Below are 20903 nucleotides of genomic sequence, written 5' to 3'. Positions count from 1 at the left end.
CAATCTCTTATTATTTATTAACGGAAAGAAGACACGTTGTTACCCATTTCTTCATAGTAATCTAAAATACCTTGATAAATAGCTTCCGCTGCACTTTGTCTCTGCGCTGGTGTAGCTATTTTATCTGCATCACTTTTATTATCTACAAATGCTAATTCTGCTAATACAGCTGGCATTGTATTTTCTCTAATTACGTATAAATCGCCTTTTTTCACACCACGATCTTTTGTTCCCAGTGCATCTACAAGACGTTCTTGAATTTTTTCTGCTAGTAAACGACTTTCTGATACGTTAGGATTTGTTCCTCTTGCTGTCGCTGATTCATAGTAAAACGTTTCTGTACCTTGTCCATTTTTACTTTCCGTACCATTACCATGAATACTTACAAAAATATCCCCATTATTTTTTTGAGCAAATTCTACACGTTTCTTTAAAGAATCAGAAGCACTTGTTCCTGGACGTGTATCATCTGTACGAGTGAATAACACAGTAAATGGTGTCTTTTTCTCAAATATCTTCTGTAATCGCAATGATACATCTAATACAGTTTCACTTTCTTTCTCATAATAACCTGGATTACCTGAATCAACTCCACCATGACCTGGATCAATGATAATCGCTTTGCCCTCTAAGAAGTTACCTTGCTTCACTGGATTTAATTGATTTTTATTAACCCATTGGAAACCAGCGCCCATGCGGATACGAATCCAACTGCCGCTCTCTTCAATAACAGTTACTTGCTGTGCGTTATGTGTTCCCATTACTTTTGAAGAAGAAGAAGCTTCTGCATAAGTAGTGAATCCTTCATTAATAACTTCTGTTTTCTCTACTAGAGGTGTCCATTTATCACCGTTACTTGTTGCAATTTTAATCCATCCATCTCGTTCTTCTTTAATTTCAACCATTTGTGGATTATGCTGATTTGCACTAATCCCAGAACTTAATGATGGTGCGTGATATGTAATGAATTTTCTATCTATATACATTGTCTTTGTTTCTACTGGACGATCACTATTCTTGCTAAATTTATCTGTTTGCGCAGTAAGCTGAGCTGCTTGTTCACGCGTAATAGAATCATTCGGTTTCCAGCCATCCTCTGTACCTAAAGAAAGTTTTAATTCTACTAAAATATTAACTTCTTCTTTACCCCAATGATTCTCTAAATCAGAAAATTTTGTAGGAACTGGTCCTGTTACTTTGCTTTTCAGATTATATGCTCTTACAAGCATAGCTGCCATTTCAGCACGAGTTACTTTTCCTTCAGGATCAAATACTCCTGGTTCTCGCCCTTTAATAATATTCTCTTTTTCCATGGCTGCAATAAATGAAGCTGCCCAACTATTTTTTGCATCATTATAAGACGGCTTTGCATTTGGATCTACTTTAGCACCAATTGCTGTTGCGATAATCTTTGCTGCCTGGGCACGTGTTAAATTTCCGTATGGCATAAAGTTACCATCTGGCATACCGTTAATTACATTTCTCTCTACTAAATAATAAATTGCGTCTTTCGACCACGCACTATCTGAAACATCAGGAAATTTCTTCGTTTCTGCTAAACTACTAATTGGATGTGCTAGTAAATTTGCTGCTAATAAACCTGCGGCTATTGCTTTGTACTTCATGAAAAATAAATCTCCTCTCAAAACTTCATATTCATACAATTTTTTAATCAAGCTAACTAAAAAATATTAACTATTAATTAATTCCTTTCATAGTGTATAACATTATATATCTATAGTAAATACGTTTCCGGCCGTATAACAAAAATCGCATATATATAACTTATAATGAATGTATATAAAAAAACTTTAATCAGCTCACAAATAGCGGGATAAAAAAGCGATTAGAACATGTCTCCTAATCGCTTTGCCAAATAAAAAGCTGATTAAAAATAATATCTTTAATCAGCTCTCTATTATCTATGAAATTATTCTTCAATTAAATTAGACATTACATATGCATACACTAATGCTTCTGTATGCGCAATAGAACTTTCATGTGTACGTTCAAATGCGTGAGAAGAATCAATACCCGCTCCAATTAAAGCATGTTTCACATCAAATCCCGCGCGAATCGCAGCTGATGCATCAGATCCGTAGTATGGATAAATATCTACTTTATATTCAATATGATTCGTTTTCGCAAGCTCTACTAAATGTTTACGCAGTGCGTAATGATACGGGCCGCTAGAGTCTTTTGCACAAATAGATACTGTATATTCATCAGATGTTTGTCCATCACCTAACGCTCCCATATCAACTGCTAAGTATTCAACAGTTTCTTCTGGAATGTTAGAGTTACCACCGTATCCAATCTCTTCATTATTAGAAATTAAGAAATGCGTCGTATATGGTAATGTTACGTTTTCATCTTGTAATCTTTTAATTAATTTTAATAAAATCGCAACACTTACTTTGTCATCTAAATGACGTGATTTTATGTATCCACTCTCTGTAATTTGAACGCGCGGATCAAATGAAACGAAGTCTCCTACTTCAATTCCTAATTCGCGTACTTCATCAGCTGAAAATACGCGCTCATCAATACGAACTTCAATATTTTTCTCATCGCGTTTTGCTTCACCTGCATCTTTATATACATGTACAGATGTTTGATGCATTAAAATCGTTCCTGTATATGTCTTGCCACTTGATGTTTCAATTTCGCAATATTCTCCTTCTACAGAGTTCCAGCGAAATCCACCAATCATAGAAAGACTCAGGCGACCATCAGGCTTAATTTCTTTCACCATCGCACCTAACGTATCAACGTGTGCCGTTAATAAGCGGTGCTGCGCATCATTCTTCCCTTTTACCGTTAAAATAAGAGCTCCCTTATTATTACGTTTCGTTTCTACGTTCCACTCACTGACATAGTTTTCAATGAAATTAATAATTTTTGCTGTATTTCCAGATGGACTTGGAATAGAGACAAGCTCCTTAATCAGTTCCATCGTTTCTTTCGTATGGTGTGCCATTGTCGTTTCCTCCTCATTTTCTCTACTATTCAGTATACAAAATTCGCCAGAAAACCTCTACTTATATGGCCTAATTTTCTAAATTGTAGTAAAATTCTTTTTAGTATACAAAAGGAGCCCTGAAATATGAATATATCAAAAAAATATATACACATTGTACTCATTTGGTTTTTAGCATCATTATTTTGTTTACAAATCTCTTATGCCATTCATACTACTACTTCTATTACAATCGGGTGGATATTAACAGTTATCTTCTTCATTATTAGCTTCATTGCAACAAAAAAGCATAGCGTTACTCAGTAACGCTATGCTTTTCCTATAAAACTATTCTTCTGAAACGTCTAATAAATAAATCCCTCTTTCAAATCCACCGCGCTCTATCTCTTTTTGCTTACGAAGGCGTTCCACATCTTCAATCGATGCACCTTCTGCACGTGCTAATGAAATGATAACCTCTAGCGCATCTGCAAGAGAATCTAGTGCATGTTCGCGTTCTTTCATAGAAGCAAATTCACGAATTTCTTCCGTTCCAATTTTCGCTAAAGCTTGTATGTAGGCTTGACCTGTTAATTTTTGTGCTGTATATGTTTTTCCAGACATTAAAATCTTCTCTGGAACACGATCTCTTACTAACTTATTATATGCTGACATCATTCATCCTCCTATATTTAATAACATCCGAGCTCTGCTTTATAGAAAAACCATTTTTTCTTCACGCACGCACTTAACATATCAATTCCTGATCCATGTGCTCTTACATGCGGAAAGAAATAGTGCTCTAAGTCTTCTTCCTTACCATATAGAGTTTGGTACTCATCTGGAATCGCTTCTTTTTTCACATCTTTTTCTTTCGTCACCCCGTCAGAAAATGCAACACTTGGATGTCCCTCAAAAAATAACGCAGTCCGAACTGCCAAAGATGGTGTACTATGCAAAGCAGAATATGTAAGCAAAATAATAGTGATAACACCAATCATTCTCTTCATGTATTACTCCTAAAAAAAAGTGCTAACACAATTATACTAAAATGTGTTAGCACTTTCTCCCCTTTATCCCGAATTAACGAGCTAATAATCAGTGAGGAATGGACAAACTTTATTCCCCTTTAAATGCTGGTAAACGTTTCTCTAAAAACGCAGCAATACCTTCTTTATGATCCGCTGTTTGTCTCATTGCATATTGACCACGCTTTTCTAATTGCAATGTTTGCTCTAAATTAGAGCGATTTACTTCACATAAAATTTGCTTCGTTTGAATCATTGCTTTAATCGGTTTTTGTGACCATTCATTAATTTTTTGCTTCACAGCCGTTTGGAAATCTTCGCCGATTACTTCATCAATTAAGCCGATATCAAGCGCTTCTGTCGCTGATAATTTCTTACCTTCCCAAATAATTTGCTTCGTCATATTTTCACCGACGCGCTTTTGAAGGAAGAAATGACCGCCTCCATCTGGAATTAAAGCGATTCCAATAAAGTTCATCGCAATAACAGATGATATATCCGCCATTACATAATCAGCTGTTAACGCAATACTTAATCCAAGACCTGCAGTTGGTCCATGAATTGCACTAATAACAAGCTTTGGCATCGTATATAACGTCACGACAACTTCAGAAATAGTATTCATAATACCATCAAACTTACTTTCATCATTACTTGAAAGCATCGATTTAATATCCCCACCCGCAGAAAAACCACGGCCGTTCCCGCATAACACAACGATATGCGCAGAACTTTCCGCTACTTCTTTCAACTTTTGTAATAACTCTTTTAAGGTCGGCTCATCTAACGCATTTAACACCTCTGGGCGATTGACCATAACCGTTGCAACGTGGCCTTCATATTTCACAACGACAGATTCTGTTTTACTTGTTATTTCCATTATATATACCCCTCTTTTCTCCATAAAGATTATACTTATATAATTATAGAGAACCATTGAAAAATCCTTCTTTTTTCTCAATTTTCTGTCTAATAATCTCGCAATTTGTACATATACCGTATAAAACATACAATTCCGTTGAAAAATATAGAAATTAAAGTCGGTTTATCCATGCTTTTCATCTATTTACCATTACAATGAAATGGTGTATTCTTAAGTTTGATAAAGTGAGACTTTAATCAGTGGGGGGTGTTCATCCCCCACTGATTATTAGTCCTCACCAATCGGGCTTTTACGGGCAGTTGATCCCCACCTAACTTCTTTGCTTACGCTGTATTGTATTTTGAGGCGGGGTCTTACTGCCCGTTAATGCGGGATAAAAAAACAAATATTGAAATTCATTCGCCTTACTATATAAAAAAGGCTTTATACCCATCTTTTGGGTGTTGTAATAAAGGAATGAAGAACTGGAGGAACATATGGTTAATAAGTTGAAACAAACGGATAACTACTTCCCACATTTCCTATTGCTATTCATTGTGTTTCAACCAATTTTAGATTTATTAACATCTTTTTCAATCTATATATTACACATGAGCGCAACAGTTGGAGTTGTAGTCCGTTTCGCCTTTATGCTTCTTGCATTAGGATACCTACTTCTTCATCACAAACAACAAGATGCGAAAAAGTACATCCTCTATTTATGTTTACTCGGAATCGCACTCGCAATCGGTCTTGTAAATAATATGATGGTTAAATCTCCAGTTTCATTTGGAGAAGAAGTTAAATTCATTTTAAAGAGCATATATCCAATTGTGCTACTGTTTGGATATATTATCGCCTTTAAAGAGCTAAAAAATAAAGAGTATGTATTTCATAAAATCATTACATATTTCTTATATGCAACTTTAATTTTAAGCATTACAATGATTGTCGCAATGCAAACTGGAACGGATTTCCCAAGCTATCCTCACTCAAAAATCGGTTCAAGAGGTTGGTTCTTCGCTGGAAATGATTTAAGTTCTCTTTTTGCCATTATGTTCCCAATCATTGTCTTATATTCGATTCATAAAACAACTTCTTTCTCAAAAATATATTACTGGATTCCAACAATACTTGCGATGTATGCAAGTATTATGGTCGGAACGAAAGTCGGATATGGCGCAATTGTTATTACATTAGGCGTAGCACTTTTCTTCTCATTCATTGAATATATGATAAATCGTAAAAAAGAAGGAAAAGGATTCACACATATTGTAAATACCGTTGTTGCCGCTGTTATACTAGGAGGTTTAATTGCTCTTACACCGCATACTCCTATCGCAAAAAATATGGGCATTCACATGCAAATATACGAATACAAAAAATCAGTACAAGAAGAGAAAGATCGAAAAGAAGGAAAAGTAATTAAAGAAGATCCAGAAGATGCAAAAAAACATGCAAAAGGTGAACTTACAGATTCTGAAGTAAAAAGTTTAATTTACAGCGATCGCGACAAATTCTTAAAAACATACAAACAGTACTATAAAGACGCACCGCTTTCACAAAAACTATTCGGAATGGGTTACGCTGGTAACTACACAGATAAAATTAAATTAATTGAAATGGACTTCCATGACCTATTTTTCGCATTTGGAATTGTCGGTTTCCTTATTTACTTAATACCACTTCTATACTTTGGTATTACATTATTCATCCGCATGATCACAAACTTTAAGAAAATCATGAGCGTAAAGTATATGCTATTAGCGAGCACACTCATTCTATCACTTGGCATTGGCTTTATGTCTGGCCACGTATTAACAGCGCCAGCCGTTAGCATTTTCTTCGTTGTTATACTCGCCTATATCATTGTTGATTTTGAAATTGAATAAAGTGAAACTTTAATCAGTGGGGGTTTTGTTCATCCCCCACTGATTATTAGTTGAACCAATCGGGCTTTTACGGGCAGTTCATTCCCCACCTAACTTCCTTGCTTCCACTGAATTTTGAGGTGGGGGATTACTGCCCGGCAAATAGCGGGATAAAAAGAAGGTGCTACGAAATATTAGTAGCACCTTCTTTTTTATTTAATTAATGTTTTACGTATTCTAAGCTTTCTTTTGCAATATACGCTTCTGTTACAGTAGGATTATCTGAAATAACTTTAACCCACGCTTTTCCATTTATTATCTCTTCACCAGTAACTGTGACAACTACATTTGTATTTAAACGATACAGTCGCTCATTTGATATACTAGGATTCTTTTTCACTTCCACGTTATTCATCACACGTGCAAGTTTGTACTTGTTGTATTCTTTTTTACCTAAATAAGAATCAAAACGGTTCATATGCCCCGCTACTTTTTTACCCCAGTTCGCATCAGATGCATATTTCGCATTTAAACCAGCAGCTTTATCACCTGTATATGTTGCTGTATAACGCCAATGTCCTGGATTTAAATATCCTTCATTCATGTATAATTTTGCTGCATGTTCAATACAATCTTCTTTTGAATTGAATGCTTCTCCGTTACCATATGGACTATCGTCTGTTGCTTTTAAACCAAATAAATTATTTTTGTCTTTTGCAAGAGCGCTTGTTCCATAATAACTTTCATGAATTGCTAATGAATATAAGAATAATGCATTTACATTATACTTGCTTTCTACTTCTTTAAATTTCTTTCCTAAACCAATTAATGGAGAGTCTGGCTTAATCGATTTCACATAACTATCTAGTTGTTCAGCTGTATAATCTGTTTTCGAACGTAATGATAAATAATTGAAATATTGATAGAAAGTTTCGTCTCCAAATGTCTTTCCATCTACACTATACATTTGCTGTCCTTGCTTCATGAAAGAAGGTGCCACACCATATCTAAATTCTGTATATCCAGGTGAACTTGTATTATATGTATAATATTTATGGTATAAATATCCATCTGATTTCACATAATAAGACGACTGTTTCATTTCATTGGTAGGAATTAAAGTGATTTCATTCTTCTTCACATAACCTGTCAAACCAGAAAGTTGAACTTTCACACGATCTTCGCCAACTTCTAACACTTTCAATTCTGTTCCATACTGAATATACGTATATACTGTTGCTAAATTCTCATCATAAATATTAATGATGTTTTGCCCAGTTATTCTTTTCGCACTTGCAAAACCATCTTTAATCCATAAAAATTCGTTCTCGTATTTTACCGCATTCATACCTTTATTTTGAGCAGCGGTAACCGCTTCTTTATACGTATTATAGCGCTCTACTTCTTGCTCTGTTCCGTTTTCTCTTACATTTGTCACGACATATTTCTTAGTTTCTACAGGATTGCTATTTCCGTTTTTTTCAATCGTCTGAAGCATGCGATCCAACATAGCTGAAGCCATCCCTCTTGTAGCTGATAAATGTGGTCTAAATGTATTATCTTCTGGATACCCTTTAATAATTTGAGTAGCCACCATAACTTGCACATGCTCTTTATAGTTAATACTATCTTTATCAGTAAAGGTAAGCGGACTTACAGCTACTTTAATATTTTTATAGTCTAACGCTCGCTTTACCATGATCGACATTTCTTCACGTGTAATCACATCATTTGGTGAGAATGTCTCGTTCGTACGACCATTAATAATTTTCGCTCCATATGCTCTACTTACACCATCATATAAACCGTAAGTCTTCGGCACATCCTCGAAATTCGAATCAGCTTTCGGTAAATTTAAAGCCCTTGCTATGAATGTAGCAAACTCTGCTCTTGTTACTAATTTATCAGGCGCATATACATTGTCTCCATACCCCATTAAAACTCCTTTAGTAATAAGTGAGCGCATATTCGTCTCAAACATATGTCCTGTAATATCATCATTTGCCGCATAACTTGAAATAGGAGTTAAAAGTAATGATCCCGTTAATGCCACTGCTGTTATACCTTTTGAAAAAGTCTTCAAGGTTATCCTCCTCGTAATCTACGAATTTATTATCACAAATTTGATTATATAATAATCGCAATCATTTTAGCATAATAAATAGGAATTAAAATAAAACGTTTTTAAAATCAGAATTTTCATTATATTCAAAACAAAAATAAAAGACACTTTACTTTTTTAATAAAGTGCCTTTTTCCATATGATCAATGAGTTTCTTTGTTGCCTGTTTGCCTTGCAACCGAAGCTCATCTATTGTCAGTTGTAACTCTTGCTGCACAGTTCCTTGTTGCATTAATTGCTTTTTCGCAATTTCATATAAATACTCAGCACTCCATTCACCATCCACACTTCCTATAACTGGCTGATTCACTTGACTTAAAAACGAATCAATTTTCGGATCGTATGAAATCCCGACCATTGGAGTTTTGGCTACAGCAGAAAAAACTAGTGCATGAAGACGCATACCAATTAGTAATGAACATTGTGATAAAATGAATATTTTCTCGTCGATATCCATTTTATATGGAAGCATATACGTCTCTTCTCCCATTAAGTCTACTACTTCACGCGAAGCTTTTTGATCAAATGGCTCATGCATTGGAACAAATAGAATTTGGTATCCTTCTTGCTTTAATTTTTTTAATGCCGCAGCTAATTTTTTTATATAATCTTCTTTTGCATTCCAATAACGCACACTAACCGCGATTACTTTTCCATGTATCGAATGCTTTTGCAACCAATCCGATTGTTTTGTCCGTTTCCATGTTAAAACAGGGTCTGGAACAATTTCAATATCGTTTTTTATGCCAAGTTCTTTTAAATATAAAAACGAATCCTCATCTCGAACTGATACATAGGAAGCTTTTGACAAGTTCCATTTTACTAATAGACGATTATATCCTTTTGTAATTGGACCTATTCCTTGTGAATAAATATAATACGGCTTTTTTAATAATCGAGCGAGTCCCATAATACCCGTATAATATAGAATACTCTTCGTACTTGTCTGATCTTGAAGAAGGCTCCCGCCACCGCTAATAACTCCATCACTGTTTTTGATTGCATGATAAACAGCTTTTATATCCCAGCGATCTACCGATTCTACACCATACATTTCCTTTGTATATTTAGAATCATTTGATAGTACTACTAGTTCTATATCCGGGTTCTCTTTACTTAACGATTCAATAATTGATTGTAGAATCGCCTCGTCTCCAACATTATAAAAACCATAATATCCTGATAAGACTAAACGCACCCTAAATCTCCTCCAAAACTAGGTAACCGTTTATTTCATCTAACATAAACTAGTACCCATTCCTTACCTAAACACTTAATACCCTACATAGTTTCCTCTTTATCAGTTCATATGAATTATAATAAAAAATTAAATTTCTATATTTATCTTTTCAAAAATGGTATTTTGTTTATTGATATCCATTTTAATTTCAAAGCACATACACCATACAAAATGGTTGTAATACTTAATGCTATACCACTGAATAATAACGTCATAATTCTTGAAGATGTAATATTTATCACATTACATAGTTCATACAATCCTAGTCCCAAAATACATGCTATTGCTAGCACACCAAAAAAGCTTTTTAAATGAATAGAATAGGCAATATAGCTTCGAATATACAAATGATTTACAATACAAACCAATACGTAAGTAATTAATGTACTATACGCCGCTCCATCTATGCCAAACTTCTGCACGAACATTATGTTTAACACGACTTTCACACAACTCGCACCAATAACAATCCATGCAGCTTGTGCAGAACGGTTAATGCCCTGTAAAACACCTATTGATAATACCATAACCGCAGTAAAATACGAACTGCCAATCATAACTGTTAACATACTACTGCCTTTTACATCTGTGAACAATCCGACATTTAACGGTACTGTTAATGCCATCAACCATATTGTTAACGGTGCTGTCAAAACATGCGCTAGTCGATTTGTATTTTGAATTGTTATTTTCGCCAAATTTATATCTCTTTTGGCCAATGCGGAAGTTAAGAGTGGTATTAACGGAAATACAATTGCACTTGCAAAAATAACAATTATTTGCGTGAATGCAAAACCGCGACTGTATATTCCAAATTGTTCTTGAATTTCTGTTGATGATCCTTGTAATACATGCGGTATTGTAAGCGAGTCTACTAAATTTAAAAGTGGCATTGATAAAGCTCCAATAGCGATTGGGATCGATACCCGCAATATCTTTTTGCCGTTTTCTCTTAAATCTCGGAGTGAATAGGAATTGCTTTTATTGTAGTATGGACTTCTATTATATTTTATACGCAAATATATAAGCGAACTAATGACTCCAAGAAAAGAGCCAACCATCGCACCACTAGTAATAACAGTATTACTCTTATCCCATGATACTAGTATGTAAGCAATTATTAACATAAAAAACACACGTACAAATTGCTCAATGACCTGTGATACCCCTGTTGGTTTCATATCACCGAAACCTTGAAAATACCCTCTATACACCGCCATGTATGGCGCAATGAGTAATGCTAATGAAGTAATAAGCAACGGCATTCTAGTTTCTTGTCCACCAAGCATATTTGCAATTTCAATAGAAAATAATACAATGACTAAACAGCCGAAAACGCCAAATGCTATTCCTATAATTGACGCTGATGTAAATAATTTCGCAATTTCCTTTTGCTTATTTTTTTCGTTCAACTCTGCAATTAATTTCGAAATTGCAAGTGGAACTCCGGCTACCGATAATGTAAGAGCAATCATATATACAGGAAAAACAAGGCGGAAAATACCGAGCACTTCATCTCCTGCAATATTTTGTAATGGAATTTGAAAAAAACTACCAAGCAATTTCGACAAAAAAGTTGTAATGGTTAAAATTGCTGCTCCTTTTACAAATGTTTTATTCATATTTTTTCTCTTTTCTTTTATACATATACTCTCAAACATATTTTTTTAAACGATAAGGATTCATTTTATCCCATTGGTTATCATAACAAATTTATTATAGGTTGAATACTTGGTTTTTTTTTCAAAATAGAAAAGAGAACCCATTTAAGCCTGTCTCTTTACAATTTTTTCTAATTCCTTCCATTATATATGTACACACTATAACCGTTTCTGTTACGCCAAAAGAACCCTTCCTCTCTATCACTGCGATACATATTACTAAAAACATTATAAAAATATCCCACAACTCTACATTATAATTTATGTAAGATTGTGAGATATTCTAATTACCATCTAAACACTTAAGATTTTCAATTGCTCTTTCTGTTCATTGCTTGCCATTACTGCGATTGTTTTTTCAATACTCGGATGTACTTGCTCAAGCTTTACACTTGCTCCTACTTTATTTGATTGCTCAACAAAATTTAATAATGCCATAGCTCCTGATACATCCATATAACGCACATCTTTCATACGTAAAACAACCGGTGACTTCACATCTTGTAAAGTAGAGAAAATACGATCTACTGATAGGAAAGAGAGCGGTCCTTGAATTGTGTACGTTTCTTCTTTTTCTTTTACGATAGAAGTTTTGCGTTCTTTACATTTCACCATATATATGATGAACGAAAGAATAATACCGAATACAACAGCAATCATTAAATCGAACTTCACCGTTACAATCATCGTTACAAGCATAACAACGACATCACCTTTAGGAGCGACATGCATCTTTTTCATGCTTTCCCAATCGAACATTCCAATACCAGTTAAAATTAAAATACCTGATAATACGGCAAGTGGAATATATTGTACGACCGAACCAAGACCCATAATAAAAATAAATAAGATAACACTATGCATACATGCCGAAAGTGCCGTTTTACCGCCACTTCTTATATTCACGATAGACCTTACAGTCGCACCTGCACCTGCTAATCCGCCAAACAACCCGCTCATCATATTACCGATACCTTGTCCGACCAGTTCTTTATTACTTTTATGACGTGTACCTGTCACATTATCCATTACGACCGATGTTAACAACGAGTCAATCGATCCTAATAAAGCAATACTAAGCGCTGGCAAAATAAGTGCTGCTATTCCTGTTCCACTTAAAGATGGAATATGAAGCGTAGGTATCGCTTCTGGAATGGTTCCAATCTTTTCAATTACTTTATTTAGTGAAAGATTTCCGATAATCGGTAACTTTACTGTAAGTCCTTCGAGTAGGGAAGAAAATAAAGGAAGCAAAGCTGTCACACCGACTAGTGCTACTAAACTAGACGGAATCGCCTTAATCCATTTACCAGAAACAATCATTACAATAATCGTTAACACAACAAGTAAAAAACTATTTTGTACGTGCTTTATTTCGCCTAAAATAATGATTAATGCAATACCATTCATAAATCCCGAAACGACAGGATACGGAATATATCGAACGTAAGAACCGAGCCTACATACACCGAATAAAATTTGAAATAACCCTGCCATCATAAAGGCAATAAAACTTGCCTCTAACCCGTGCGTCGCAATAACTCCTGTTGCAATAACGGTAATTGGTCCCGTTGGCCCTGTTACTTGCCCAGGTGTCCCGCCAAATAACGCTGCGAATAAACCTGCAAAAATCGCACCATACAATCCAACAAGCGCTCCCTCAGACGTTCCTGTCGCGGCAATACCAAATGCAATCGCAAGGGGTAACGCAACAATCGCAACAGTAAATCCTGCTAAACATTCCTTTGCTATTTTTTGAAACATAAAAAAACCACCTTTGTATAAAGTCCATGTTCCATTGTACACCTAAAAAGATACATTCGTTAGCTCACTTTTTACATTCTCGTGACGTAAATGTATTCAACGAAAAGTTTCCCCCTTACCTTTGGAAACAATTGCAACTATGCTATAATGAACAAATTAAATCTTTTACTATATACTTGGAGGCACTATGCTAACTTTTGAAGAAAAATTATCGATTATTGAATCTTTCCCAGAACTAGAAAGAAAGAACGTATCATTAAAACGTGTAAACTTCCACTTTGAAGAAAGTCGTTTAGATAAAAAGAACGTTGTATTTCATTTACACCCAAATGGAAATGGCTTTGTATATGCAAGCGGTATTAAAGGTTATAAAACAGATGATAAAGGCATGGTTAACATCCGTGAGTTTTCAGCAGAGGAGTTACGTTCAGTAATTGAGAAATCAATTGACCTTCTATCACAAGAAGAAGTAGTAGCACCTGTAGAACCTGCGAAAGAAGAAGAATGGCAGAACGAAGATGGTCATATTCTTACTCTTATTTCAGAGGATGACATGTGGAACGTGTACGCTGGTGTAAACTTAGACGGTACATTCAACTCTTATCCAGAAGCTGCGGAATACCTTGATGAAGAAGGCTTTTCACGCAAATAAAAATAGAAACCTATTTCATTCAACGACTTTTATAGTAATCAAAGAAGACACTTAAGGTGTCTTTTTTTTATATAAACTCCTTTCTCACACTATCTCTATTAATTTTCATAAAATGATTCAGAGGAGGTTTATATGAATACAACTGCTAAATTAATAACTTGGAAAGAACATGGCGATATGATTATTCTAGAATGTGAATTAAATGGAAAACGCTTCGAGATATCAACATATAAACAACGAATATATAATGCACACCTTTTATCAGCTGACGTTTATATTCGTTTAGACTCATCTGATAATATAATTGGAATAAATATTTATAAAAAGTAAGAAAAGCCCCCTATTCCGTAGGCGGGCTTCATCTTTATTACACAATATTAGAGTATACTCTCTTTTTTTTTCATACAGTTTATGTAATTATACATATTCATCAAAAAATACACTAAATGAATATTACATGTAGTAAAATATAACTTGTGGGCACGTTCTATAAAGCAGATTCTTTTAAAAGGCGTAACATATCAATTATTATAGGGGATGTGGCGTCACTTCGATATTGATCTCAAATCTCTTGTCTTTTGTGAACTAACAATCTAGTGTATATAGACGATTCTGCTTTATAGTGTGTGTTTACACTCATAACAAAGGGGTAATGGTAATACGGATAGATTCCGATTCGTATGAAATGAAATGGTTCAAGTCGGAGAGAGGCACCTTAAGGTGTCTTTTCTTTTTGTATTACATCCACTTTGTGTTTCCACCTTATTTCAAATGCGCTAATTAACCTTCACCAAGAAAAAATGAGAATTAACAAAGATATTGTTTCTTCTGTTTAATACAGAAAAATGCAGGATACCCCATAGATATGGGGCATCCTTCATTTTCTATTTTTTCGCACCTTTCAACGACTCCCTCAGTACAAACTTCTGCAACTTCCCGCTCGCATTACGAGGGAGTTCATCTACAAATAAATAATGACGCGGACGTTTATAATCTGCTAATTCATCACTTTCTTTGCAATACGTTTCTAAATCAGCTTCTGTTATTGTTTCATCTTTCTTCACAATAACTGCCACAACACGCTCTCCCCATAATTCATCTGGCTCACCAAGTACCGCCACATCTAATATACCTGGATGACTATGAAGGAAATCTTCAATTTCACGAGGATAAATATTTACGCCACCGCTAATTACCATATCATCAACGCGATCAGCAACGAATAAATAACCGTCTTTATCAAAATAGCCTAGATCACCAGAATGATACCATCCTTTATACATCGATTTTTTATTCGCTTCTTCACGATTATGATAGCCAGCCATCATAGTTGGGCCGCGTAAAATAATTTCTCCCACTTCATAAGGAGGTAATACATCATCTGGTTCTGCCGGTGCATCCTCGTTCGGTTTCACAATACGAACTTCATGGCTAAAACATGGCGTGCCTGCTGAACCAGCTTTCGTAATTTGATCCTCCTCTACGAGAAATGCAACAACTGGCCCCATTTCTGTCATTCCGTATATTTGAACAAGATCAATATAAAGACGTTCTTTACATTCCTTCACTAACGCCGGTGCCATTGCTGCTCCGCCATATATACCGATTTTCATTGACGTTAAATCATACTGAGCTAAATCTTTTTGCAACAACATATTCCACATCGTCGGCGCTGCAAAGAACGTCGTAATCTTTTCTTCTTGAATCGTATGTAATACTGTTTCTGTATCAAAATGATGCAAAATAACATTCTTTCCGCCAACTTGAATGCGTGGTATGATTCCAGCATTTAATTCACCACAGTGATATAAAGGCGCAACGACAAGCCCTACACTATCTCTATTATATTTTAGGAAATACGTACAAATCATACTATGCTCAGCCATTTCACGATGACGATGTAACACGCCTTTCGGATGACCTGTCGTACCGCTCGTATACAGCATAGAACAATAATCCATTTCATCAATTTCGATATTTACTTTCTCAGAAGATGCTTCATTCACTTTTTCATGGTAGGAACTTGCATAGGAAGGTTTATCGTTTTCTATAGACCAAAAAGATGTATTTGGAAAATCTCTTTCAATTATAGCAACAGTTGACTCAACTGCTTTTTCAAAGACAACGACTTTTGAGGATGCGTCCTGAAGAATATAAGATACTTCTTTTGCTTTTAAGCGGAAATTAATCGGGTTAAAGATCGCTCCAATTTTCGCACAGGCTAAGTAAACGTTTACAAATTCATGGCAATTATATAAGTAAACAGATACCGTATCTCCCTTTCTTACCCCTTCTTCTAATAGAGCGTGCGCTGTTTTATTTATTTGTTCATCCCACTGTTTATACGTCCAGCGAATATTTTTTTCAGGTTCCACTAACGCCTCTTTATTTGGATACTTACCAACTGATAAATCAAAAATTCTCCCTATCGTCATATACATGCCAACAATTTCCCCCTTTTCTCTTTCATAAATCTATCATTTCGTCCATAAGTAGACATTGTCCTCTAATGATTTGACTAATTTTTCTGATTATTATCGACATAGTTTTACATACGGTACCGCTAGACGATAAATGAAATTATATCGGCGATTTTCCAGATATATCGACCGTAACTTGAAATATATCAACCACAACTCAATTTATATCAGCGATTTTTCGAATATATCGACTTACCGACAAAAACTGACAAGATATAATCGGACCGCCCGTTACTGCAGGATAAAAAAGAGGTTGTTCCGACTCGGAACAACCTCTTTCTTCTTATGCAAATAGCTCTTCTAAAATTTTCAGTTTATCTTCTGTATATTTCACAAAGCCATCGTTATATGATTTTGGATCTTTCGGATTCGCAAAGTGCGTAATTGCTCCCGTCTTCGGATGAACAAATTTACTTGATGCACCACAACCAAGTCCGATAATTGATTGTACTTCTTCCATAATGACAATGTTGTAAATACTTTCTTGCGTCGGCATTGCATAACCAACGTTCTCTAAGTTACCTAAAATATTCTTTTGACGATATAGGTAATATGGTACGTAATTATGCTTTTGCGTCCACTCTTCTGCTTCATGCATCATCGCTGTAATTTCTTCGCGACCTGCTACTTTATATTTACGTTTGTTTTGCGTCATTTCAGAAGCACGTTTAAATGATAACGTATGAACTGTTAATGATTCTGGCATTAACTTTTCTGTTTCATCTAACGTATGCTTGAAGATATCTAACCCTTCACCAGGAAGACCAATAATTAAGTCCATATTAATATTGTTCATTCCCATTTCACGAGCTAAATGGTATTTCTCAATTGTTTCTTCTACAGTATGATGACGTCCAATTGCTTTTAGTGTCTCTTGATGGTATGACTGCGGATTAATACTAATACGGTCAATATTCCATTTATTTAACACTTCTAGCTTTGCTGGCGTAATTGTATCTGGGCGACCTGCCTCAACTGTTACTTCACGCACATTTTTCACATCTGGGAACGCTTCATACATTTCTTCATACAGCATATCCATCTCTTCTGCTGTAATACTTGTAGGTGTACCACCGCCGTAATAAATCGTCGTAACTTTTACACCTTTTTCTTTTAAAAACTTACCAATTTCACGAACTTCATAATGTAAACCACCTAAGAACGAATCAACAGATCCTTGGCGTCCATTAATTGCATAAGCCGGGAATGTACAATATGCACATTTCGTTGGGCAGAACGGAATACCGATATAAATACTTACTTCTTCTTTCAAACGGTATAAATCCGGAACAACTGCTAATTGGCAATCAACAATGCGCTGAAGAAGTTCAATTTTCTCTTCATGAATTAAATAACTTTCACGAAGTTCTTGATGCGCTTCTTCTTTTGACATACCATTTTGAAGCATTTTGTGAAGAAGTTTCGTCGGACGTACTCCCGTTAAAATACCCCAGCTTTGTTCAATACCAGTTAACTGCTGAAGAACAGAAAGATATACATAAGAAACAACGTGTTTCACTTGCTTCATACGCTCTTTTTCATCTGTGAAAGCAGATAAATCTTTCGAGAATGTTTCTTCATACACATTTCCTGTGCTAACATCCGTTAATTGAGCGGATGCTTTCACATTATCCTCAATGTGTATATCAACGATCAGATTTGCTTCCTCTTGTTCAAATCCAATCGTACTATCTTCAAAAAATAAGCCGCCAATATTTTGTAGCGGACGTAAAAAACGATCATCTTGTAACGTTTTAATTGAAATTAACAACATTATCACCTTTTCATTTGCAAACTCTCTTTAGTTTACTTGAAGGGCGTTTACAGGTCAATACAGAAGGTTTTACCTGTTTCTCTTACATTTTTTCAAATAATTCTTTTTATGAATATCGCTCATGTATATAGACATCATCATTTTCTCTTGTTAAAATTTATTAGTGTTAAAATCGATACATAGTGAAAATACAATATAAAAGGAGGACTGTTAACACTAGATTCCACAATCTAATGTGTTAAAAACAAATATGAAAAAGAAATTTTATAGTGTTTTAACTCTCTCTCTTGCATTACAAACTGTTCTTGCACCTACTTATTCATTTGCAGAGAGTGCTGAAAAATCCGCCGAAGTATATACGGAGGATCAAGTTTTTAAAAGTATTAAAGAACATGTTAATGAGCATAGTACTCATGAAGAAGATATCGAGGTTACTGGCCAATTCCTACTATACACTTCAAAAAAACATTCATTATATACCGCGAATGATTTAAAAAACAAATCGAATATCGAGATTACAGAACAAGTCGTAACGGCGACAAAGAAAAAAGGAAATGCTTACTACATAACGACGTCAACTGGCGCTGGATGGATAGATAACAATGATAATAGTTTAGAAGTTCAAGAGATTCATAAACTATCTAACCAAAAATTAATCGTAAAAGAAGAAGCTTCCATACATGCACTTCCGTTCCAATCGTTTAAAGAAGAAGGGAAACTAGAGCCACAAGTCATTACTCCTACTGAACAAGCTGGAAATTGGTTTAAAGTCCAAATAAACGAAACAGCAAAATGGATTTATGCACCTTCTGCTACATTTGAAGGTACAAAAGCTTCATTATTAAAAAACAGTCGTACTGCTAAAAATAGTTTATTGAGATCGCCAGAAGCTCTACAAACAAACACTATTTATGGCGTTACATTTAAAGAAATGATTGTCCCAAAAGGAAATGACGATATTCGCCCTGGCTACCCGATGGTACCTAAATATATTACGATTCACGAAACGGCTAATACAGCGAAAGGTGCTAATGCTCTAAATCATGCAAAATTCTTAGATAACCAAGCACGCGGAACAGCTGATCGCGCCGCATCTTGGCATTTCACAGTAGATGATAAAGAAATTTATCAACATCTTCCAGTAAATGAAGTTGGATGGCATGCTGGAAATAAAACTGGAAACTATGAATCTATCGGAATTGAAATTGCCGTTAATCAAGATGGAAACTATGAAAAAGCGGTAGAAAATGCCCGTAAATTGGCAGCTTATTTAATGAACGACTTAAATATTTCTCTAGATAAGGTCCAAAAACACCAATTTTGGTCAGGAAAAAACTGCCCTGCGTTTATGATTCAACGCGGACAATGGGATGCTTTCTTAAAAGGAACTGAAACATATTATAAAGAAAATCAAAAAAATCCAGTAACTGATGACATTACAGGTGGATGGTATGAACAAGACATTCGTCAATTAGCAGCTAGAGGCATTATGCAAGGAGAAGGGAACGGCAAGTACTTCCCAGAACGTCTTGTAACGCGTGCTGAATTTGCTACATTAATTACTCGTGCTTTACAATTACCAAGTGGAAATGCTAATTTCACAGACTTAGAACAAGTACACCCATCTTTAAGAGACGGTATTAATCGTGCAGCAAGCGCAGGCATAATCCGCGGACGTGGTGATAATACATTTGATCCAAATACTACAATTACACGCGAAGAAGCTGTTATTATGATCGATCGTTCTCTAAAACACGCTGGTATTTTTGCAAAACAAGTTGAACTACCATTCGTAGACCAAAACTTAATTTACGCTAAAGAAGAAGTACAAAGAGTGTATGGATATGGAATTGTAAAAGGTAATGAATTTAATCAATTCGTACCAAAAGGACCATCACAACGTGCACACGCAGCTGCATTTATAAACAGAATGCTTAGCGTAATTGAAGCTTAACATATTTATCATTCCATATAGATATTTTCATTTTATCTGTATTCACTTAAAAGGCATCAGAGATTATATATCTCTGATGCCTTTTATACATCCGTTAACTATTTTTAGCCATGAATCTTAAACGTATTCCTAGTAACAGAAGCATAAAACCGATGAATGGAACGTAATTCGTATTGTGTCCTGTAGCTGGAAGTTGTTGATTATTAGAAGAACCTTGTCCTTTTTCTGGTAAATTAGGTTTTTCTACTCCCTCACCTAGCTTCTCTGTTCCTTCACCTGGTTTTTCTGTTCCTTCACCTGGCTTCTCTGTTCCTTCACCTGGCTTCTCTGTTCCTTCACCTGGTTTTTCTGTTCCTTCACCTGGCTTTTCTGTTCCTTCACCTGGCTTTTCTGTTCCTTCACCTGGCTTCTCTGTTCCTTCACCTGGCTTCTCTGTTCCTTCACCTGGCTTCTCTGTTCCTTCACCTGGTTTCCCTGTTTCTTCACCTGGTTTCCCTGTTTCTTCACCTGGTTTCCCTGTTTCTTCACCTGGTTTC

The 20903-nt window shown here is 35.3% G+C and carries 17 protein-coding genes; 5 read left to right on the top strand and 12 right to left on the bottom strand.

All coding sequences use genetic code 11. The features are described from left to right. Positions 1 to 17 precede the first annotated feature (17 nt). Both ACS2QP_RS21525 and ACS2QP_RS21520 read right to left on the bottom strand, forming a co-directional pair. Positions 18 to 1625, bottom strand: coding sequence for an N-acetylmuramoyl-L-alanine amidase (locus tag ACS2QP_RS21525; RefSeq protein ID WP_438882810.1), 1608 nt, complete (start codon positions 1623 to 1625; stop codon positions 18 to 20). A gap of 305 nt (positions 1626 to 1930) precedes the next feature. After that, positions 1931 to 2980: a M42 family metallopeptidase gene (locus ACS2QP_RS21520; RefSeq protein ID WP_000930086.1), complete on the bottom strand. Its 1050-nt coding sequence runs from the start codon at positions 2978 to 2980 to the stop codon at positions 1931 to 1933. A 126-nt stretch (positions 2981 to 3106) separates the two neighbouring features. Between ACS2QP_RS21520 and ACS2QP_RS21515 the strand changes: the two genes are divergently transcribed. Further along, complete coding sequence (locus tag ACS2QP_RS21515; protein WP_001027090.1) at positions 3107 to 3286, top strand: hypothetical protein; 180 nt, start codon at positions 3107 to 3109, stop codon at positions 3284 to 3286. A 21-nt stretch (positions 3287 to 3307) separates the two neighbouring features. Here the strand turns inward: ACS2QP_RS21515 and ACS2QP_RS21510 are convergent, their stop codons facing one another. The 3 genes from ACS2QP_RS21510 to ACS2QP_RS21500 all read right to left on the bottom strand — a co-directional run bounded on the left by ACS2QP_RS21510 (position 3308) and on the right by ACS2QP_RS21500 (position 4891). Then, the gene (locus ACS2QP_RS21510; RefSeq protein WP_001277350.1) at positions 3308 to 3634 is read right to left on the bottom strand and encodes a nucleoside triphosphate pyrophosphohydrolase; all 327 of its coding nucleotides are present in this window, start codon (positions 3632 to 3634) and stop codon (positions 3308 to 3310) included. A 17-nt stretch (positions 3635 to 3651) separates the two neighbouring features. After that, positions 3652 to 3969, bottom strand: a complete 318-nt coding sequence (locus ACS2QP_RS21505; RefSeq protein WP_000827124.1) for a hypothetical protein — start codon at positions 3967 to 3969, stop codon at positions 3652 to 3654. A gap of 109 nt (positions 3970 to 4078) precedes the next feature. Further along, positions 4079 to 4891: an enoyl-CoA hydratase gene (locus ACS2QP_RS21500; protein ID WP_001999174.1), complete on the bottom strand. Its 813-nt coding sequence runs from the start codon at positions 4889 to 4891 to the stop codon at positions 4079 to 4081. Positions 4892 to 5346: 455 nt separating this feature from the next. Between ACS2QP_RS21500 and ACS2QP_RS21495 the strand changes: the two genes are divergently transcribed. Then, entirely contained in the window at positions 5347 to 6741 is a 1395-nt protein-coding gene (locus ACS2QP_RS21495; RefSeq protein WP_438882809.1) for an O-antigen ligase family protein, read from the top strand. A gap of 199 nt (positions 6742 to 6940) precedes the next feature. Here ACS2QP_RS21495 and ACS2QP_RS21490 read toward each other — a convergent pair whose 3' ends face one another. The 4 genes from ACS2QP_RS21490 to ACS2QP_RS21475 all read right to left on the bottom strand — a co-directional run bounded on the left by ACS2QP_RS21490 (position 6941) and on the right by ACS2QP_RS21475 (position 13507). Further along, a complete protein-coding gene (locus ACS2QP_RS21490) occupies positions 6941 to 8803 on the bottom strand; it encodes an S-layer homology domain-containing protein (protein ID WP_000847503.1) in 1863 nt (620 codons plus the stop codon). Positions 8804 to 8951: 148 nt separating this feature from the next. Continuing rightward, positions 8952 to 10040 carry a polysaccharide pyruvyl transferase CsaB gene (gene csaB, locus ACS2QP_RS21485; RefSeq protein WP_001241591.1) on the bottom strand — a complete coding sequence of 363 codons (1089 nt, stop codon included), beginning with the start codon at positions 10038 to 10040 and terminating at the stop codon, positions 8952 to 8954. A 143-nt stretch (positions 10041 to 10183) separates the two neighbouring features. Next, positions 10184 to 11704: a polysaccharide biosynthesis protein gene (locus ACS2QP_RS21480; protein WP_326263078.1), complete on the bottom strand. Its 1521-nt coding sequence runs from the start codon at positions 11702 to 11704 to the stop codon at positions 10184 to 10186. A gap of 333 nt (positions 11705 to 12037) precedes the next feature. After that, positions 12038 to 13507 (bottom strand): SulP family inorganic anion transporter, encoded by a 1470-nt coding sequence (locus tag ACS2QP_RS21475; protein WP_438882808.1) that lies wholly within the window; start codon positions 13505 to 13507, stop codon positions 12038 to 12040. Between the two features lie 187 nt (positions 13508 to 13694). Here ACS2QP_RS21475 and ACS2QP_RS21470 point away from each other — a divergent pair, with 187 nt between their 5' ends. Next, on the top strand, positions 13695 to 14159 hold the full coding sequence (locus tag ACS2QP_RS21470) for a hypothetical protein (protein ID WP_000954998.1): 465 nt from the start codon (positions 13695 to 13697) through the stop codon (positions 14157 to 14159). A gap of 132 nt (positions 14160 to 14291) precedes the next feature. Next, positions 14292 to 14489 (top strand): hypothetical protein, encoded by a 198-nt coding sequence (locus ACS2QP_RS21465; RefSeq protein ID WP_001098262.1) that lies wholly within the window; start codon positions 14292 to 14294, stop codon positions 14487 to 14489. Between the two features lie 554 nt (positions 14490 to 15043). Here ACS2QP_RS21465 and ACS2QP_RS21460 read toward each other — a convergent pair. Next, positions 15044 to 16600 carry a fatty acid--CoA ligase gene (locus ACS2QP_RS21460; protein WP_000281991.1) on the bottom strand — a complete coding sequence of 519 codons (1557 nt, stop codon included), beginning with the start codon at positions 16598 to 16600 and terminating at the stop codon, positions 15044 to 15046. A 322-nt stretch (positions 16601 to 16922) separates the two neighbouring features. Further along, positions 16923 to 18413: a coproporphyrinogen III oxidase gene (locus ACS2QP_RS21455; RefSeq protein WP_002164625.1), complete on the bottom strand. Its 1491-nt coding sequence runs from the start codon at positions 18411 to 18413 to the stop codon at positions 16923 to 16925. 250 nt (positions 18414 to 18663) lie between these two features. Here ACS2QP_RS21455 and ACS2QP_RS21450 point away from each other — a divergent pair, with 250 nt between their 5' ends. Further along, positions 18664 to 20367: an S-layer homology domain-containing protein gene (locus ACS2QP_RS21450; protein WP_002183325.1), complete on the top strand. Its 1704-nt coding sequence runs from the start codon at positions 18664 to 18666 to the stop codon at positions 20365 to 20367. Between the two features lie 94 nt (positions 20368 to 20461). Here the strand turns inward: ACS2QP_RS21450 and ACS2QP_RS21445 are convergent. Continuing rightward, the coding region (locus ACS2QP_RS21445) for an LPXTG cell wall anchor domain-containing protein (protein ID WP_438882807.1) at positions 20462 to 20903 on the bottom strand (442 nt) is incomplete at its 5' end.

It is taken from the genome of Bacillus cereus group sp. Bce019 (genome assembly GCF_051781745.1).
Taxonomy (GTDB): domain Bacteria; phylum Bacillota; class Bacilli; order Bacillales; family Bacillaceae_G; genus Bacillus_A; species Bacillus_A cereus.
The sequence above is the reverse complement of the archived record's forward strand: the minus strand, read 5'-3'. Positions and strand labels throughout refer to the sequence as shown.

Excerpts from the sequence above, each read along its gene's own strand:
- ACS2QP_RS21465 (WP_001098262.1), top strand. The coding sequence starts at position 14,292 with ATGAATACAACTGCTAAATTAATAACTTGGAAAGAACATGGCGATATG.
- ACS2QP_RS21455 (WP_002164625.1), bottom strand. The coding sequence starts at position 18,413 with ATGTTGTTAATTTCAATTAAAACGTTACAAGATGATCGTTTTTTACGT.
- ACS2QP_RS21520 (WP_000930086.1), bottom strand. The coding sequence starts at position 2,980 with ATGGCACACCATACGAAAGAAACGATGGAACTGATTAAGGAGCTTGTC.
- ACS2QP_RS21510 (WP_001277350.1), bottom strand. The coding sequence starts at position 3,634 with ATGTCAGCATATAATAAGTTAGTAAGAGATCGTGTTCCAGAGAAGATT.
- ACS2QP_RS21470 (WP_000954998.1), top strand. The coding sequence starts at position 13,695 with ATGCTAACTTTTGAAGAAAAATTATCGATTATTGAATCTTTCCCAGAA.
- ACS2QP_RS21500 (WP_001999174.1), bottom strand. The coding sequence starts at position 4,891 with ATGGAGAAAAGAGGGGTATATATAATGGAAATAACAAGTAAAACAGAA.
- ACS2QP_RS21480 (WP_326263078.1), bottom strand. The coding sequence starts at position 11,704 with ATGAATAAAACATTTGTAAAAGGAGCAGCAATTTTAACCATTACAACT.
- ACS2QP_RS21450 (WP_002183325.1), top strand. The coding sequence starts at position 18,664 with ATGAAAAAGAAATTTTATAGTGTTTTAACTCTCTCTCTTGCATTACAA.
- ACS2QP_RS21475 (WP_438882808.1), bottom strand. The coding sequence starts at position 13,507 with ATGTTTCAAAAAATAGCAAAGGAATGTTTAGCAGGATTTACTGTTGCG.
- ACS2QP_RS21460 (WP_000281991.1), bottom strand. The coding sequence starts at position 16,600 with ATGTATATGACGATAGGGAGAATTTTTGATTTATCAGTTGGTAAGTAT.
- ACS2QP_RS21525 (WP_438882810.1), bottom strand. The coding sequence starts at position 1,625 with ATGAAGTACAAAGCAATAGCCGCAGGTTTATTAGCAGCAAATTTACTA.
- ACS2QP_RS21515 (WP_001027090.1), top strand. The coding sequence starts at position 3,107 with ATGAATATATCAAAAAAATATATACACATTGTACTCATTTGGTTTTTA.
- ACS2QP_RS21505 (WP_000827124.1), bottom strand. The coding sequence starts at position 3,969 with ATGAAGAGAATGATTGGTGTTATCACTATTATTTTGCTTACATATTCT.
- ACS2QP_RS21495 (WP_438882809.1), top strand. The coding sequence starts at position 5,347 with ATGGTTAATAAGTTGAAACAAACGGATAACTACTTCCCACATTTCCTA.